Here is an 18,983-nt window from a genome sequence, read left to right on the forward strand (position 1 = left end):
TATCTATTAAAAATAAATATCAAATACTAAAGTGAATATTCACACAAATAAATACAACAAAATATATAACAGTTAATTATAAAACTTTTCTAACTTAATAATAGAAGTATAATTCCAATCAAAGCTGGTAATGCTTGCTTAAAAAAAATACCTTTTTCTGCTGTTGCAGCCCCATAAATACCCGCTATAAAAACACAACTTAGAAAAAACAAAGCTATATTATGTTGCCATAAAGAGTCTCCTATTAAAAGCGACCAAAAAAGACCGGCAGATAAGAAACCGTTGTAGAGGCCTTGATTTGCGGCTAGAGCTTTGGTATCCTTAAATAAGTGTTTAGGTAAAGATCTAAATGTTTCCTTACCCTTGGTTTCCCATGCAAACATCTCTAACCATAGAATATAAAGATGTTCTACAGCAACAATACCAATCACAATTTTTGCTATAATTCCAATAATTCCTTCCATGTAAGTAATATAAAAATGAATTTAATCAATATTTTTTAATAAGAGGTTTATCAATAATATTTAGTAAGAAATTAACACTTACCTTTTATGCATCAGTAATAATGGAATACTGGTATTTAATGTTAACTTTTTTGTTTCGCTTTTATGAAATAAATTTTCTAAAAAACCTCTTTTAAGAGGTACTGCAACAATGAGTCCAACTTGTTTAGACTGTGCAAATTGTAGTAAAACCGGCACGGTATCTTTACTTTTTAAATAGTGAAACTCAGGATTGAGATCATCGATAAGCTCATGTAAAACGGTCTGCTCCTGTACTAAAGATACCGCATCCATATCATTTTCCTCACCAACATTGACTACAAAAAGATGTGCGTTTAGATCACGTACAAACTCTTTTAGCTTCTTATCAGGAAGAATTTGAACAATATTTTTTAGGTCGCAAGCCAGCATTACATTATCCATACGATATGATTTCAAGTTTGAAGGAACAAGCAGAAGATCTAAACTATGGTTTTTCATTAAATGGGCAGGTATTTTTCCAACACTGTTTTTACCCCCATCATCACTTCCATTTATACCTAATACGACAAGATCAATATTCTTCTCCTGTACGATTTCATGAACAGCCTCAACAACAGGTTTAGAGTCAATCAGAACATCGATCTCGACATCTTGCAATACTTCTAATAATTCATTGCGTAATTTTTGAAGTCTGGCAATTGAATTTTCAAATAATTGATGTTCATCACCTAAAATAGGAATTTTAATCCCATCAGGCACCAATGTGTCAATACCTTGGGGGCCAAATGAATGATAAATCAATATCCGTTGTATACCAAGCTGTAATCCATTTTCTTTGATATAACCTATTGTTTGCTCTGTAGCGGAAGAAAAATCGGTGAGAATAAGAATAGACTTCATAATCAAATCATTTAATTGATAGCTACATATTCATTTTACTAGAAAATAATTGACCAACAAATCAATATTTTCCACATTAAATATCCACACAACAATTATGCCTGTATAATGAACCTAAACAATATAACACAGTAAAAATGACAACGATTATATTAAAATAAATCATCGAATCGAGTACTGGCTTTCATTGATTATCATACTAATTTTCATTAAATTAGTAATGAACTAATCTATGAGCAAGATCAATGGATTAATATTGGTCCTGATAAAAATTTAGGGAATATACTTTCAAATCAGAAAAGAGCATGTTCGACATCTCATTAAATCATTAATGAACGATCATAAATGAATTCAAAACTATACGTACACTCAATAAACGAAACCACTACAAAATGACTAATTCCAAAATTAAAGTGATCATCACCGGCGCAAGTGGAATGGTCGGAGAAGGTGTCCTACAGGAATGCATTGCTGATGATAAAGTTCAAAGTATTCTTGTCATTGGTAGAAAACCTTGTGGATATTCGGGAGGGAAAATTAAGGAAATCCTGCACAGCGACTTTAGTACTATCTCCGTTATTTCTGATCAATTAAAAGAATATGACGCATGTTTTTTCTGTGCCGGAATTTCATCTTTAGGCATAAATGAAGATCAATTTACCAAGATTACTTATGATCTAACCTTAGGTTTTGCAAAAACCTTTGCTGAGGTCAATCCCAATAGCATATTTTGCTACATATCTGGAGCGGGTACGGATAGCAGTGAAAAAGGGAAACAAATGTGGGCAAGAGTAAAAGGAAAAACAGAAAATGATCTTTTGAAACTTCCTTTTAAATCTGTTTACAATTTCAGACCAGCATTTATGAAACCCAATAAAGGGGCTAAAAATGTAAAAGGATTTTACAGAGTAATTAACGCTATTTTTCCATTATTGAGAGCATTCAATAAAAACTATTTTTTAACGTTACAAGAGGTAGTCAAAGCGATGATAAATATTACTGTTAACGGATATCCATCACATACTATAGAAGTTAAGGATATCGCAATTCTTGCTAATAATAAATAAGGAGAATCCAATTTCCCTTAGTTTCTATTAAAAAATATTATTCACTAAATATGCACCACATAATTATTTTACATATTTATCCCCTATAATCCAATAGAGCAATTTGCGATTGCTCTATTGGTATTATTCGACAACAACTATCTTTCAAACTAAGGCTACATGCGATAATACTCCTCCCACCCTTTTGCAGGTGGAGGGCCGGCCAATAAAGCATTAGCAAAAATGTCATTGACAATTTCGTTCTTTTCAGAATCAAAAATAAGCTTTGTATTTAAACGCTGTGCAATAACACCTAAACAAAAAACTTGACTCAATGGCCCGGCTATTTCAAACGGCGATCTTGTTTTTTCTTCACCTTTACATCCCTTTAAGAAATTAGCAAAATGGTCTGATGGCGAATTTGGTACCACAGGTAACTTTGACTGCAGTTCTTGCGCTTTAGATTCTGGAATGATTTGTAACGTACTTCCATGTGAACCGCCTTTAAATAGAAGATCTTTACTATAGATAATTTTACCTGGGTTCAATTTTGCTGGTTCAAGCTTCCCTGTACTTGGTGCAGGAATATTTGGATCTAATCCTGAAACACCATAACCTTCAGGTATCGGAGGAAGATTGTTCAATCCATCGTACCAATTAATATCTACTGCAGGCATTCTCCTTCTTTTTGGAAAATGAAACTTAAGTGTAGAAGACATCGGAAAGAAATATGAATTATGTCCTTCCAGATTAACGGCTGTAATTTCAGTAGGTAAACCCAGATTAAGAAATTCATGAGCAGTATCCAATATATGTGCTCCCCAATCACCAAGTGCGCCCATGCCAAAATCATACCAGCATCGCCATTGCCCATTGACGAAATCTTTATTATAGTCATGCCCCATAGTCTGCATCTGCCACAGATCCCAATCCAATGTCTGAGGAACAGCTGTAGCAGCTGGAAACCTTTTCATATGCACATCCCAACCATGCCATCTACGAGGCATATTCATGTGTGCATCAATACGCGTCACATCCTTAATAATTCCAGCATCTTTCCATGCTTTAAATTGAAAATAATTAGCTTCCGAATGTCCCTGATTACCCATCTGCGTGACTAGCTTGGGGGATTTCTTTGCTTTATTTGTCATCAATTCAACTTCCAGAAAAGTTCTTGCCATAGGTTTTTCTACGTAGACATGCTTCCCAAGATCTAAAGCTAACATTGTAACCGCGAAATGGGAAAAATCAGGTGTTCCAATACTTACAGCATCAATCTGATTAGACATTTTATCAAACATAATTCTGAAATCCTTAAATCGGGGTACATCAGGAAACATCGAAAGAATCTCCTGTGTATGTTTAGCGCCCAGATCAACATCGCAAAGGGCAACAATATTACATAAACCGGTCTTATATAACGATTTGATGATTTCTCCAGCTCTGTTTCCCAAACCTACGCAAGCTAAATTAACACGTTCATTAGGCTTCGCCAAATTAATGTTTCCAAATACACTATTTGCCATTAATACAGCTCCACCCGCTAACGCAGATTTTTTCATAAAACTTCTACGCGATAAATAATGATTCATACTTTTATAATTTAGTTACTAGCATTGATTTTAATACTTCGGAATGATACTTGATCGCCATGATCCTGCAATAGAATATAACCTTCATTAGCCTCTCCAAAATTCACCCAATCCTTATATTTGCTTTTTGCAACCAAGTCCTTAAATTCTTTAGAACCTCGTTCATAGCTCAACATTTTAACACCATTCAAATAGTGTTCAACTTTATTATCGGCAGTCACTACAACACGACCTCTATTCCACTCACCAATTGGTCTGCGAGCACGTCCATCTTGATTTGATGTCATCAAATCATACAGTGAAGCCAATGTACGATTGCCATCTCTACCTAACTTTGCGTCTGGATGCAACTTATCGTCCAACACCTGATACTCCAAGCCTATAGCAGATCCTTTTGTCTTCTCTTTGAGTGTTACAAAATATTTAACGCCGCTATTAGCTCCCGGACTGAGTTTAAATTCAAATGATAGATCAAAAACCTTATATTTATCTTTTGTCACAATATCGCCACCATTAGTGGACTCACCACCATTGGACTTCAAAACCATTAATTGCCCATCTTTTACTTCCCAACCCTTTTCCGGAAATTTTGCCCCATTAACACTACGCCACCCATTGCTGCTCTTACCGTCAAATAGCAATTTAACTCCATTTTTTTTCTCTGAAGCAACTACGTCGTTAGGTTTTAGATTTACGATGTAAATATCTTTAGGAAAAGCACGAGATTTTAAATTAGAAGTTTGGATCTTGATATTTTTAAAGTAAACCTTCTTTCCATCTAATTTCTCAGGTATACTATGTACTTGTAGACCTATAAATCCAGATCGGTCAATTGTATCCACGACATAGGAGACCGGAATATCATTTACCCAGGTACGTAACTCATCTCCAATAGCTTCAATTCGGATATGATTATATTCCTCTTGCTTATAAGCCTTCTTTGCATTTTCATTTAGATCCAGCGGATAAAGCCAACTACGACGTGCCTCATCATATATTCCACCAGTCCATGATCTTGAAGTAGGATCAATTTCAACCTGACGACCATACACCCGGCCAAGTCCGCCATTCGCAGTAGGGTCTAAATGACTCCGTGTCTGAATACCCGAATTTGTTTGGTCTCCCTCAAGTTTCACATCTAGCTCTAATATAAAATCACCGTATTCCTTATCGGTGATTAAAAATGAATTAGGTGTCCCTTTAGTCATCCGTCCAACAATAGCATCCCCTTCTACAGAATAGGGTGCCTTGCCTCCTACAGATTTCCAGCCATTTAATGTTTTCCCATCAAATAGACTCATCCACCCTTTTTCTGTATCTGTATTCATCTGAGCATATGAGAATACGCCATTACTTAACATTGCACCGATAAAGACTGCTTTGACAATTGCATTTTTTTTCATTGGAATTATATTTTTAAACAAGATGAATCACGTATAAAGCATGAATTGATCTATAATAGTTTCACCTACATAATTAGTTATTGAGCACAAGGCTCATTTTATTCATATTTAATCAATATGATCAGGACAATCACTATATGTTTTCACATAAATTGCAATGATAAATGCTTTAGTAAAAACAATAATTAAAGAATTTATGAAATTAACTCATAAATATGATTATTGATCAAGAAATAATATAAAACGGTTTACAATTGAAAACATACATCATGGTAATTTTTCAATCAGTTGGTTTATCATTTTATTAAAATTAAAACAATAGTATCAATTACATCTCTAAAAATCCACCAAAACAAATTAATTATTTACGAAAACGTTTGAATATGTCACTTATAACACATACTTACATTTCATATGCTACACTTAAAAAAAACTAATTAGCGCATTTAAATAACCACAAAAAGATGAATTTACATTAATTAACAATTATTTTAAACAAAAATCTATTAATTACTGTTATGGAATCAGTAGCGATAGTGAAAAAATATTTCATTAAGTAAGGTACTTAAAAAGCATCAATTAACATATTAAGCGAACCAGATTAGCTTAGATTTTAGAATGGAAAAATAAATTTTAAAAAGAATGCTCATTATTTAGTAAAAATTAGAAATAAGAAAAAATCAGTATCATGAAAGAAATCACCTCAAAATTTGAAAAAGTACTTAATGCATCTAGTTCTTATGGTAATGTAAATCACGAACCCGATTCAAGCAAAGAACAACAGCGAAATACTCCTCAGAAATCAATGCCATTTTCCGATCAAATTGGTAATTATCAACGCAATAAAGGTATTCCCCCAAAATCGTATCAAAATAGTAAAGTGTATATTATTGGAAGTGGTATTGCAGGTATGTCGGCCGCTTACTATTTCATAAGAGATGGACATATTCCTGCAGAAAACATAGTCTTTCTAGAGCAACTTCACATTGATGGCGGTTCTCTGGACGGATCTGGGAATGCTACAGAAGGCTATGTGATTCGGGGAGGACGAGAAATGGATATGACCTACGAAAATTTGTGGGACATATTTCAAGATATTCCTGCTCTTGAAATGCCTGAACCTTATTCAGTTCTTGATGAATACCGTTTGATCAATGATAATGACTCCAACTTTTCCAAAGCACGGTTGATCCATAACAATGGAGAAATTAAGGACTTCAGCAAATTTGGATTAGCAAAATTAGACCAGCTTGCTATCATTAAACTTTTATTAAAGAAAAAAGAAGATTTAGACAATATCACGATATCGGATTACTTTAGTGAGTCATTTTTGAGCAGTAATTTCTGGACTTTTTGGCGAACCATGTTTGCTTTCGAAAACTGGCATAGTTTATTGGAGCTAAAACTATACATGCATCGCTTTCTACATGCTATTGATGGGCTAAATGACCTATCTTCGCTTGTATTTCCAAAATATAACCAGTACGACACCTTCGTTACACCATTACGCCGTGTATTACAGAAAAAGGGCGTTAATATCAGATTAAATGTATTAGTTAGTGATCTACATATTCACAGCAATACGGAAGGGAAAACCGTCGAAAGTATCATTACTGAACAAGATGGAAAGGAAGTAATCATTCCAGTAGGAAAGGAAGATTTTGTGATCGTTACTACAGGCTCTATGACCGAAGATACGTTTTATGGCGACAATAAAACAGCACCCATTATTGAAATCGATAACAGTACAAGTGGACAAAGTGCCGGATGGAAATTATGGAAAAATCTCGCTGCTAAGTCGGAAGTATTTGGAAAACCAGAGAAATTTTGTAGTAATATTGAAAAGTCATCGTGGGAATCAGCTACATTAACTTGTAAACCTTCTGCTTTAATTGATAAACTGAAGGAATATTCGGTAAACGATCCATATTCTGGAAAAACAGTTACTGGAGGTATAATTACGATTACAGATTCCAATTGGTTGATGAGTTTTACCTGCAATAGGCAACCCCATTTCCCTGGACAACCTGACGATGTACTCGTTCTATGGGTATATGCATTGTTTATGGATAAACAAGGTAACTACATCAAAAAAACAATGCCAGCATGTACAGGAGATGAAATTTTGAGCGAATTATGTTTTCATCTAGGTATTATGGATCAATTGGATGATGTGATTAAAAACACCATAGTAAGAACCTCATTCATGCCATACATTACCTCCATGTTTATGCCTCGCGCCAAAGGAGACCGCCCAAGAGTAGTCCCAAATGGTTGCAAAAATTTAGGCCTTGTGGGGCAATTTATTGAAACAAATAATGATGTCGTGTTCACCATGGAAAGTTCGGTGAGAACAGCACGAATCGCAGTATATGAATTACTGAACCTGAATAAACAAGTTCCAGATATTAATCCTTTACAATATGATATCCGCCACCTCTTGAAAGCGGCTAAAACTTTGAACGACGATAAGCCTTTCGTTGGAGAAGGTCTATTAAGAAAGGTATTGAAAGGTTCATACTTTGAACATATTTTACCAATAGGAAGTAACGAAAATGATGATCATGAATCTTTTGTGCAAGAACAGATCACCAAGTTTAAAGACTGGATAAAAGGTATAAAAGGCTAATCAGCAACATGAAATCCAATGTAATTACAACAGTTACATTGGATTTTTTATTTTAATCATCGCAAACGATACAGTTAAAAAGAGATTTTCTTAATATTTCCTATTTGGATGATTTCGCATAATGGAATAATAAGACGCTGTAAAAGCAGCTAAACTTTTATATCCAACCATAAAACCAATTTCACTTAAAGTATGTTGTTTCGTATCGATGAGCTCAATACTCTTGAGCACCCGAATAAGTTGTATGTATTTTTTTAAGGTTATTCCTGTTTCCTTTTTAAACAAACGCTGCAGTGTACGGATTGACAATGTGGACTGCGCGGCAAGTTCTTCAATTTTAAGGTTTATAGTATAGTGATTATTTATATAATTGCAAACAGACAACAAACGTTGATCTCCAGGTACAGGTATTTGTAAGTAATTGCTCTCTTTGCAAAAATTAGGCAGGCTAATCTGCAATGCTTTTAAGAATATAGCCTGTTCTTCATCCTCAGTAAGAAGTTTATTCCATTTTGATGCGTACCGAAGCATCTCTATTAAAACAGCCGGTGCAGGAAATACATGAATGTCCTGAAAAAAACTGTTTTCTAAATCAGATTTAAATAAGACGACCATAAGTTTCACCTGTGAAGCTTCCGAAACAACACGATGTTTGAGACCCGAAGGAATCCAGATAACATGATTTTTAGGAACAAGGTATATATTACGATCCAGATGAAAATACTGGTACCCCTCTTCTACAAAAGTTAATTGACTTCGCGCATGAAGATGCTCATGTTCATCATGTTGCCAATTATCTTCATACCAAACATACATATCCTTTGGAATAAGATCTACATAGATTCCTTTACCTTGTTCCGTAAGTCCGCATTTCGATCTGTCGTTTTGCATGTTGTTTTTGGCAAATTTAATAAAAATGACTTACCTAATTTTGCAAGTGAACATAATAATTAAGATCTATGATTAACTTACGTAATATATTAATCGCATTAATATCAATATTTTCAATTGTAGCACACGCACAACAAAAAAAAGCGCGTGTACTTGTACTCATACATTCCGACAATGGAAGCACTTATGAGCTCGCTAAAGAATTTGCAAAAGGACTAGAAAGTTCCAATCAAGCAGAATCAATTATCAAAATGGTTAAAAAAAATGAGCATGCAAAATTAAAAGAAATTCCTGTTGCTACCCCAAATGAACTCTCATCATATGATGGAATAGCTTTTGGTTCACCCATTTATTTTGGGAACATGAGTACTGCTATGAGCGAATTTTTATCAAAGACTGTCGATCTTTGGACAAAACATGGTTTGGAAGGTATGCCTGCTACCGTTTTCATGTCTGCAGGTAGCGGCGCGGGTAAAGAACTAGCCATTCAATCCATTTGGAATAGCCTCGCTGTACATGGGATGGTACTCGTTTCAAATGGCATTCGTGGTAATGAAAAAATTGACGTTAAAATTCCACAAGGTAATACGGTATTGGGTACAACAAGTCTTTCCTCTGCAAAAAATCTCGAAAGACCAAGCGAAAGTGAGCGCTATTTAATTAAGCTCCAAGGTGAAAATTTTGCCAAAATTGCACTTGCCTTAAAAGGCACCTTCTTTAAGAGCGCTGTTCCTTTGTTAGAAAATAAAACAACAGTTGCATCAACATTAAAACAAAAAAAGATTATACTACCAGAAGTTCCCCAACCAGCAGGTAATTACAAACCTTACATTCGTACAGGTAATTTAATCTTCATCAACCAGGTAGCGTTAAAAGACGGAAAGATTCTTAACCCTGGAAAATTAGGAAAAGAACTCAACGAACAACAAGTAAAAGAAGCGACCAGAACAACAATGCTGAATGTGATAGCTGTGCTAAACGAAGCTGTTGGCGGAAATCTCGAACAGGTTAAACGCTGTGTTCAGTTAACTGGAATATTCAATACACCCGAAGGTTATACCAAGCATGCTGACTTAATGAACGTAGCCTCTGATCTTACAGTTGATGTTTTCGGAGAAAAAGGAAAGCATGCCCGCGCAACATTTGGTGCATCTTCCATTCCTGTAAATTCTGCTGTAGAAATTCAAGCTATCTTTGAAATTGACTAAAAAAATTAAGCTTCATTGTTCATCAGCTAAAAACTTCCATTTGGTCCTAGAGCTCATAGAAATCTGGTGGATCCCTATCTTTTTCAATTGAATCCCATTATCCTTGCCCTGTTAAAGGAAAAAATAAAATATATTTGCCACAGATCACCAAATGATGTTACTAAAGCGAAAATAAGCAGGTACATCAGAAATTTATTTAGAAATGGAAATAAGAAACAGCACAGCTCATGATATTGAGGATATCTTCAAAGTTTACGAACAGGCCTCAGCATATAAACTACAAGTTGGTAATAAAGGTTGGAAGGGGTTTAAATTAGCTCAGGTACAAAAGGAGATCGATGAAAATAGACATTTTGTTATACTAGAAGGATCAGTTGTAGCTTGTACATTTGTACTTACTTTCAAAGATGATGTTATCTGGAAAGAATCTGCTAACGATAACGCAATTTATATTCACAGAATAGCGACAAATCCTCTATTTAGAGGAAATTCTTATGTAACAAAAATCGTCGCTTGGGCTAAAGAATATGCAATTGCAAATGAAAAAAAATTCATTAGACTAGATACTCATAGTGGGAATGATAAAATAAACAACTACTACATAAGCTGTGGTTTTATGTTTAAAGGAGTGAGTCAAATTAAATGGACCCCAGAATTACCTGAACATTATAAAGAAGGATCATTTAGCTTGTTTGAGATAGCATTATAAAAAAACTATTCGCTTCTTATCCTCAGCAAGATAAGAAGCGAATACTACATATTGATCCAATAATTGATCTTCATCATAAAAGTATTGCTTGCGGGTAACCCAAACATCCGATCTAGATTATTTCCCCAGCCGGTTTGATAAATCTCGTCACGATTAGATCGATTATGTTCCCAGACAAGATACAAAGTAGATCCAGGAAGATACTCCCAGCGTGCAACTAAGTTTGAGCGAAATTCATTAAAACTAAAGTTTGGATCTTTGAACTTTAGCACATGGTTTCCTTTATCAACTTCATAAACACCTGAATTAAAACTTATTTCCTCTGCAGTAAACGTTCTAAAACGATCCTCATAAGTGTGAGAATCTGTATTCGCGGCTTCTTTAAAGTGATCATATTTAGCAACTGAAGTGAAAGGAGAACCATAATATTGAATTGAAATATCAGGTGTTAGATTCATCTGCATATTTAAGGTAATACCATAGGTTTGTTGTTTCATACGCCCCATAACATAGGTCGTGCGATCTGTACTGTTTTCCGTTGGTAAAATACTATTTACATATTGCAGATTATCTTTATTCCATGCATAATTTAGCTGTCCTGTAAGACGAACATGGTCCCCTAACCGGAAGATCATACTTGGGTGTATTGCATTATACCCTGTCTCCTGTTCCAAATAGTGGCGCCCATTATAATCTAATTTAAAAACGATCCGTTTTGCACGATCTGAACTAACCATTACATTAGATTCAAAATTAGAATTCAATCTTAAGTCTGGCCCTCCACGAAGTTGACGGCTATCAATGGTATTCCAGTTAAAGGTTTCCTTGATATCCATTTCAATACGACGTTTCGTACTTAAACTCCTCCAACGGAGTGCAATATTATTATTAATAGCCTTTCCACCATAATTCCACATATTTTTCTGCGTTAGATTAATTCCTGCAAAACGAAATGGGCCCCATGGATCTGTTTTTCGATAGGTGATCTCAGATTCATTAAATTTAAAATCAGATTGACGAAGATACCCCACATTGTTAAGATCGAATCCCGGTGATGACCAACTAAAAGTTTCTGCAAAATTCCATTGTGCATTTCCTCTCTTACCCACTTTTACATAACCACCTGTACCTTGTAAGGTCTTCTTATCCGGATCTAAATTCAGATACCCCGAGCCTGATTCACGTTGATAATAGTGGGTCGCATTCATTTTCGTATTAAGGATCGCATCCGCTGAGCCATGTAAAGTACTGAAAATACCTTTTGCATCGATATAGTAAAGACGCTTAGCAAAGTACTGCGTAAAATCAACTCCACTTGTGAAAGCATTTTCAACCATTGCATCTTCCAGATGTTTTCTTCCTAACTTACGATTTACCGAAGTTACCATACCACCTAATAGCGTATTACCTTCCCAATTTTTTTGTACACGAGCCACCGTATAATTGGTTAAAGGCTCTGTAATCTCTTTATCGGGTTCACCATTTCGCATCACTTTAGAAGTAGTCTCCGCAGTAATGCTTTCCAGAAACCCAACTGTAACACCATTTCTGTTCGTGCCCGTTAACTTCATAGCACCTAAAATGGGAATAGGATTTGGTGTGCTCGCAAAACTTGTCAGATTATCTATATTTTTGGGTCGATAAGTAGGCATTGCTCCTATTCTACGGGAGTAAAACATCATACCCTCTTCATTATTATCAAACTCCAAAATATGTTTACCTTCAAGAAAAAAAGGTCTCTTTTCATCATAAAAAATCTCGAAAGCAGATAGATTCATGACCGACGGATCCAGTTCAACCTGACCATAATCTGGATTTATAGTCATATCAAGTGTAAAATCATTCAGTGCAAATTTCGCATCTAAACCCGCAGTGGCTTGCCACCTGCTCCCTTTCTGAAAAGGGCTGTTAGGTACTTTCGGATTTCGGACAAATTTGCTCATCGTGTATGGCAAAAATTCAATTCCTCTTGGCTTTGGCAAGTCTGTCATACCGTGCATCTCTCCAAAAGAAAAAACATGTCCATTATTTTTTATTGGAATTAAACTCCAATTCTGGACCTCATTATTTCTCCGAATGATACGCCTTACGTGTAAACCCCAAATACCATCTTCATTTTTCTGATTATAACGTAATTGACTAAAAGGAATCCTCAGTTCTGCCGTCCAGCTTGAATCTGCAAGGTCGATATTCGTCCGTCCTTCCCATACAGTATTCCAACTCAGATTGACAGATAATTTATCCGTCACCGTCAAATCTGTCTTATTTCCCCCGAGATTAACATTAAATTCAGATGCCACACGATAATCATGATAGGTGTCAAATGCAATACTGATCAAATCTCCATTACTGTTATCATCGCGATTACCAATAAATGCATTCATGGTTTCCGGGTGTACGTCCTTACAATAAACTCCTACATAAACATTTTCATCATCATAAAATATTTTCATCCGAGTCCATGAGGGTGTATAAACGCGTTCAAAAGGAATTACCTGAGAAAACTTTTCCGACCATTCTCCCTTATCCTTCCATATAGTTTCATCCAGTTTCCCATCAATTCGAGGCTGTTCTCCTGTAAGTTTTGTAATATGATACGCTCTTTTATAAGCGCTGTCTAAAGAAACGACCTCTTTTCTTTGATCCTGAGCCTCACATAGACTATGGATGAACAAAGAAGCCAGGAAACAATAATATTTCATAAATTATCCAATTATTTTTGTAGGTTCTATATAATATTGGTGTTATATATAAGTCAATCGACCAAGTTAAATAAAATAAATCATACTATAATTGAATTTGCAACAGATTATTAAGATAACTTCCTTTGTTAAGAATTAAGATTCATAAAAAGCATACCGAACTCAGTTCCTAGCATCAATCTATAAACATCCCAACAATATTTCTCGCAAGTAAATGGAAAATTAAATGAAAACACTATCTTAGTAATCAATAGCTAATTATTTAAACCTTTTTATGATTAATTCCACTAATAACACGACCATATACTGGAGTTTTGGAAAAAAAATAGGATTCCGTTTTTCTTTCGTTTTTATTTTATTATTTATAGTGATATATAATAACGGTTCATTCCCTCTATTCAGCTTCATCAATAGACCATTGATTATGCTAATGCATATCTGTACACCATGGTTTTCGAAAAATATATTAAAATATCAATACGACTATTCCATTTTCTCCAACGGTAGCGGAGATACTTCTTATGACTGGGTAACACTTCTGATATTAGTTATCATTGGAGTTCTGGGAACCATCATTTGGACCTTGATAGATACAAAAAGAAATAATTACAATAAGTGCTATTATTGGTTGACGGTCTTTATTCGCTATTACATTGCATTCATGCTCATCAACTATGGTGTAAGCAAATTGATGCATGCGCAAATGCCGCCTCCAGGATTGACCAAGCTTATGCAACCTCTAGGTGAATTTTCTCCAATGGGATTGGCATGGAATTTCTTTGGTTTTTCGAAAGGATACAATATTTTTATTGGTATTGTGGAGGTAATGGCAGGCCTACTCCTGTTTAGGAAAACAATGGTTTTAGGCGCTTTAATCACAGTGGCTACAAGTTTAAATATAATGGCCATAAACTATTTTTACGATGTACCTGTAAAGTTGATGTCAACTGCACTAGTCTTATTATCGGTATTTTTATTACTTCCATATCTCAAATCTTTAACAGACCTTTTTTTCAAAGGCGAGTCTAGTCAACTTAAGCAAATTAATAGGCCAGTGTTCAATAGAGCATGGAAAAAGTGGGTTGCATCGATATGCAAAGTCTTAGTGATTATGCTGTTTATCTCAACCCAGCTATTTGGTGTTTTTAATCAAAAAAAAATAATAGCACAATATTTCAAAAAATCGCCATTGTATGGTATCTATCAAATTGACACAACTTCAGAAAAAAGAGTTAGCATACCCAATGATTGGTCATTTCTAATCTTTGAATATGAAGGAAATGCACGAGCTCGTGATAATTTTTACAATGTACAACGAATCGGAGTCGGCTTTAATACATCAGAAAATAAGATGACCTTAAACAATTACACCTTTGATTATAAACTGGAGGAGAATGGTGATGTGCTATTAAAAGTAAAAATAAAAGAGCGATTGGAAGAAATCAGACTTAAAAAAAGAGATCCGAAAACATTTGAGTTAATGAATCGTGGTTTTAACTGGATACAGGAATATCCGCACAACAAATAATCGTATCCAATCATTAATCAAAAAAACTCTTATTTAAATAGCCTGCTAAAGAAAGAACCTGAAGATTCAATGGCAACATACAATTCTTCATTTTCAACTTTAGTAGGGTATATCTTAATAAAATCCCCTTGTCCGGGACAACCTTTGCCACTTGTCAAATTAAATCTATGCCGGTGATAAGAACAAACAATCTCTTCACCTTCGCACCAACCCGTTACAAATGAAGCTCCCGCATGTGGACATTTCCTAGAAAATGCTTTCCAGCCATTTGCATTATGCAAAATACACAACCGGGTGCGCCCCGCTTCTACCTCATAAATTCGGTCTTCAACATAAATACTCGTCTTATCGATCTTATACCATTGCAACATAATTAAAGATACATAGAAAGTTTCGACTTATTTTTTATCTTTGCGTAAATTCAAAAAACTAGCATATTTTATGGCTTTACAATGCGGTATCGTTGGATTACCTAACGTAGGTAAATCAACACTATTTAACTGTTTGTCTAACGCTAAAGCACAAGCGGCAAACTTTCCTTTTTGTACTATTGAACCAAATGTTGGGGTTATCACTGTTCCTGATACCCGTCTTAATAAATTAGCTGAATTGGTTAATCCTCAAAAAATTGTTCCAAATACAATTGAGATTGTTGATATCGCTGGTTTAGTAAAAGGCGCTTCTAAAGGTGAAGGTCTTGGTAATCAATTCTTAGGGAATATTCGTACAACAAATGCAATTATTCACGTTTTACGTTGTTTCGATGACGGCAATGTGATCCATGTTGATGGATCTGTAGATCCTATTCGTGACAAAGAAATCATTGATACTGAGTTACAGTTGAAAGATTTGGATACTGTTGTGAAACGTATTCAAAAAGTAGAAAAAATGGCCAAAACAGGTGGAGATAAAGATGCAAAACGCACTTACGAAATCTTATCTATTGTAAAAGACCATTTAGAAGCTGGTAAATCAGCTCGTACAGCACCTCTTGAAAAAGACGATTTCGATTTCATTCAAGATTTAGCATTACTAACTGTAAAACCTGTATTATATGTGTGTAATGTGGACGAAGCTTCTGTCAATACCGGTAATGCTTATGTTGACCGTGTAAAAGAAGAAGTTAAGGATGAAAATGCACAGGTATTAATTATTTCTGCTCAGATTGAATCGGAAATTGCACAATTAGAAAGTTTTGAAGAGCGTCAGATGTTCTTAGATGATCTAGGTTTAGCAGAATCTGGTGTTTCTAAATTGATCGTGGCAGCTTATTCACTACTGGACTTAGCAACATACTTTACTGCTGGTGTGCAGGAAGTTCGTGCTTGGACAATTGAAAAAGGATTTACAGCCCCACAAGCAGCAGGTGTTATCCACACAGACTTTGAAAAAGGATTTATCCGTGCAGAGGTCATTAAATATAATGATTTTATCGAATTAGGATCTGAGGCAGCTTGTAAAGAAGCTGGTAAATTATCGGTAGAAGGAAAAACATATATTGTTGAAGATGGTGATATTATGCACTTCAGATTCAATGTATAATTAATATTAAAATAATTAGAAAGGGCTGAAAATAAATATTTTCAGCCCTTTTCGTTTTAGTCATATAACAATACACCCGATACATTCCAGCTGCTGAAGCTTGTTCCCTCGCTTTCGCCTTGCGGAATATGAACACGGACAGTATGCTTTCCAGCTTTAAGTTTTCCTATATCGATAAAAATAGGATAAGTTACCGTTCCTGGACACCAATTAGAACGACTCAAATCCGAAGAAGATAGACCATTAGCAAAATTTCCGGAAGCAGGATTACTTAATCGATATGATCCACAATCATTACGCCATGGTGTAAAGCCAAATAACGGCACTTCGTTAAGAAATATACGATTTGTTTTAGGGACAAATTCATCACCATTCCCCCATCCACCATGTCCAGTAGTAACATAGCGCAGTTGAACATTTTCCGCATCCTCCTTCAACTCAAAAGTTACTACCAAACCTTGATCCTTATTGAACATCGTTCCGTACTCCTGCCCACCCATTTCCATTACATTAGTAGTATTAAAAATTGGCAGTAATTTTTTTAATGATTGGCTTCTATCAAACCCCGGATGTACCGTCAATTCAAGACTTATCTCATGGCCATTTTTATCATAATTTCCAATAAAAGCACCTACATAAACTTCCTGATCACTGATAGCCCCCGCAAGCTCGCTGATATCCTGTCTATATAATACAGAATCTTGCCAAGTCTTGCCCTTCAATTTTAAATAATTAAATTGACTCACACCAAAAGGTGTAAAGAAGCGCATAAGCTCTAAGATAGGAGAATAATTAGCCGTACGGATCACACCTTGGTATTTTTTACCATTACCATTATCATAAAACGGTAGCGTATTCATCCCTTTTTGCATACCATCTAAAAAAGACAGTTGCTGATCTTGTGGAATAATAAAAACAGAACCTGTACGATCGTAAGCGTCACCTTTAGATTTTTCAGTCAATTGCACAAATACAGTTTGTCCTGGATTAATCTTTGGAATTTTTACTTTTTTAACAATGACAGTACCATTTGCAAATCTTAAAATACTATCCGATTTACTATCATCAGAAAAGCTGATCTTTTCATTTTTAAAGACAGGAACTTGTGTAAACCTGCTTTTCCACAGCTCATCTTTATAGGTCAAATCATCAACATAAACCAATGACTGAGGCAAGTTTAATGACGTTGGCCATTCCTTTAGTTTTTCTATTTTACTTGCTGTTACTGCAGAATTACCATTACGGACTACTTCAAGTACAAAGCCAAGGTTCTGCCCTAAATCTGAAGGACCACCTTTTACCTTCAGCTCGGTCGTATACCAGATATCAATGCTATTCGAGTTTACACTTGTTTTTGCCCTATAGCAAGTATAGCCTAATATTTTTTTAGTTTCCTTAGTAATTTCCAAATTTTGTTTATTGATCGCATTGGAATCAATTGTACCTATTTGTTTCATTGCATTGACCCGTGTCATCTTATAATAAGCATTTGAAGGTCTTTTAATAACAAAAAGCTCATAAGGCATCTTCGCTTCACCGCTCATAATCTTACGGCTTGTAATAACTGTTTGCTCGGCATTTGCATAAACTAAAGTCGGATCCTGTGATTCCATAACTTTATTGTTACTGGAACGCTGATATTCAACTAAAATGCCTTTCTGAGCATAAAGTGATTGGAAAAAAAAGAGAAATAGAAATAGATATATTATACGCATAGTATGGAATAAATGATTAATCTTCAAATTTAAAAAAATGATTGATAATATGGCTATAAAATAGAAAAGCCTGAGAGAATCGAGCGATTTCCCAGGCTTTAAAGTACCTCTTGAAAGAGGTAATCAACCTAAACCTACGTCAAAGGTAAAATATATTTATTATTCTTACAAAATAATTATTTGAACACTGAAAAAATAATAAGGAAATATAGTGTAAAACGATACATTATTTATTATTTATCAATAAAAAATAAAGCTAAAAATACCATTACTGCAACTCTTTTAACCAGTAATAAGATATCAGTATACCCCATTTGATATGGTGTAAATCCAACACAATAACGTTTTTTGAATAAAAAACAGTGAAATCGAAATAAAACCTATATAATTAGAAAAATGACAATATTAAAACTTATAAGATAAATAATATCGCTATAAATAAATAAAGGTTTTCAAACGGGGAGAATGAAAACCTTTAAAACCAATTATAAACCTAAATTATGATGCAACAAAGATAGTGTATATATTACACTATAACAAATTATTTATTCTTATTTTTTTTAATAATATTAATTTGTAGTGATTTTACTACAATTTAGAATGATTCTAAGTGTTTACATATCCTCAGATTAT

The 18,983-nt window shown here is 34.7% G+C and carries 14 protein-coding genes; 6 read left to right on the forward strand and 8 right to left on the reverse strand.

Annotated elements, in window-relative coordinates; genetic code table 11:
* Nucleotides 1-89: 89 nt before the first annotated feature.
* The gene (locus tag JAZ75_RS20775; protein WP_232789285.1) at nt 90-464 is read right to left on the reverse strand and encodes a DUF1304 domain-containing protein; all 375 of its coding nucleotides are present in this window, start codon (nt 462-464) and stop codon (nt 90-92) included.
* A gap of 78 nt (nt 465-542) precedes the next feature.
* Nucleotides 543-1,385, reverse strand: coding sequence for a universal stress protein (locus JAZ75_RS20780; protein WP_208698152.1), 843 nt, complete (start codon nt 1,383-1,385; stop codon nt 543-545).
* A gap of 392 nt (nt 1,386-1,777) precedes the next feature.
* Here JAZ75_RS20780 and JAZ75_RS20785 point away from each other — a divergent pair, with 392 nt between their 5' ends.
* Nucleotides 1,778-2,452, forward strand: a complete 675-nt coding sequence (locus JAZ75_RS20785; protein ID WP_232789286.1) for an epimerase — start codon at nt 1,778-1,780, stop codon at nt 2,450-2,452.
* Between the two features lie 155 nt (nt 2,453-2,607).
* Here JAZ75_RS20785 and JAZ75_RS20790 read toward each other — a convergent pair whose 3' ends face one another.
* Nucleotides 2,608-4,023, reverse strand: a complete 1,416-nt coding sequence (locus tag JAZ75_RS20790) for a Gfo/Idh/MocA family oxidoreductase (RefSeq protein ID WP_208698154.1) — start codon at nt 4,021-4,023, stop codon at nt 2,608-2,610.
* Between the two features lie 11 nt (nt 4,024-4,034).
* Nucleotides 4,035-5,426, reverse strand: coding sequence for a DUF1080 domain-containing protein (locus JAZ75_RS20795; protein ID WP_232789287.1), 1,392 nt, complete (start codon nt 5,424-5,426; stop codon nt 4,035-4,037).
* A 688-nt stretch (nt 5,427-6,114) separates the two neighbouring features.
* Between JAZ75_RS20795 and JAZ75_RS20800 the strand changes: the two genes are divergently transcribed.
* A complete protein-coding gene (locus JAZ75_RS20800; protein WP_208698157.1) occupies nt 6,115-8,055 on the forward strand; it encodes an oleate hydratase in 1,941 nt (646 codons plus the stop codon).
* Nucleotides 8,056-8,145: 90 nt separating this feature from the next.
* Here the strand turns inward: JAZ75_RS20800 and JAZ75_RS20805 are convergent, their stop codons facing one another.
* The gene (locus tag JAZ75_RS20805) at nt 8,146-8,946 is read right to left on the reverse strand and encodes an AraC family transcriptional regulator (RefSeq protein ID WP_168126667.1); all 801 of its coding nucleotides are present in this window, start codon (nt 8,944-8,946) and stop codon (nt 8,146-8,148) included.
* Nucleotides 8,947-9,014: 68 nt separating this feature from the next.
* Between JAZ75_RS20805 and JAZ75_RS20810 the strand changes: the two genes are divergently transcribed.
* Together JAZ75_RS20810 and JAZ75_RS20815 are read left to right on the forward strand one after the other, a co-directional pair.
* Nucleotides 9,015-10,154, forward strand: coding sequence for an Atu1372/SO_1960 family protein (locus tag JAZ75_RS20810; RefSeq protein WP_208698159.1), 1,140 nt, complete (start codon nt 9,015-9,017; stop codon nt 10,152-10,154).
* Between the two features lie 202 nt (nt 10,155-10,356).
* On the forward strand, nt 10,357-10,863 hold the full coding sequence (locus JAZ75_RS20815; RefSeq protein WP_168126669.1) for a GNAT family N-acetyltransferase: 507 nt from the start codon (nt 10,357-10,359) through the stop codon (nt 10,861-10,863).
* Nucleotides 10,864-10,907: 44 nt separating this feature from the next.
* Here the strand turns inward: JAZ75_RS20815 and JAZ75_RS20820 are convergent, their stop codons facing one another.
* A complete protein-coding gene (locus tag JAZ75_RS20820; protein ID WP_208698161.1) occupies nt 10,908-13,565 on the reverse strand; it encodes a DUF5916 domain-containing protein in 2,658 nt (885 codons plus the stop codon).
* Between the two features lie 274 nt (nt 13,566-13,839).
* Here JAZ75_RS20820 and JAZ75_RS20825 point away from each other — a divergent pair, with 274 nt between their 5' ends.
* A complete protein-coding gene (locus JAZ75_RS20825) occupies nt 13,840-15,093 on the forward strand; it encodes a hypothetical protein (RefSeq protein ID WP_208698164.1) in 1,254 nt (417 codons plus the stop codon).
* A 29-nt stretch (nt 15,094-15,122) separates the two neighbouring features.
* Here the strand turns inward: JAZ75_RS20825 and JAZ75_RS20830 are convergent, their stop codons facing one another.
* Nucleotides 15,123-15,464, reverse strand: a complete 342-nt coding sequence (locus tag JAZ75_RS20830) for a Rieske (2Fe-2S) protein (protein ID WP_132846032.1) — start codon at nt 15,462-15,464, stop codon at nt 15,123-15,125.
* A gap of 70 nt (nt 15,465-15,534) precedes the next feature.
* Here JAZ75_RS20830 and ychF point away from each other — a divergent pair, with 70 nt between their 5' ends.
* The gene (gene ychF / locus JAZ75_RS20835; RefSeq protein WP_021191342.1) at nt 15,535-16,635 is read left to right on the forward strand and encodes a redox-regulated ATPase YchF; all 1,101 of its coding nucleotides are present in this window, start codon (nt 15,535-15,537) and stop codon (nt 16,633-16,635) included.
* 56 nt (nt 16,636-16,691) lie between these two features.
* Here ychF and JAZ75_RS20840 read toward each other — a convergent pair whose 3' ends face one another.
* Entirely contained in the window at nt 16,692-18,350 is a 1,659-nt protein-coding gene (locus JAZ75_RS20840; RefSeq protein WP_410528614.1) for a GLPGLI family protein, read from the reverse strand.
* Between the last annotated feature and the right edge of the window lie 633 nt (nt 18,351-18,983).

This window comes from Sphingobacterium sp. UDSM-2020 (assembly GCF_016132525.1).
Lineage (GTDB): Bacteria > Bacteroidota > Bacteroidia > Sphingobacteriales > Sphingobacteriaceae > Sphingobacterium > Sphingobacterium anhuiense.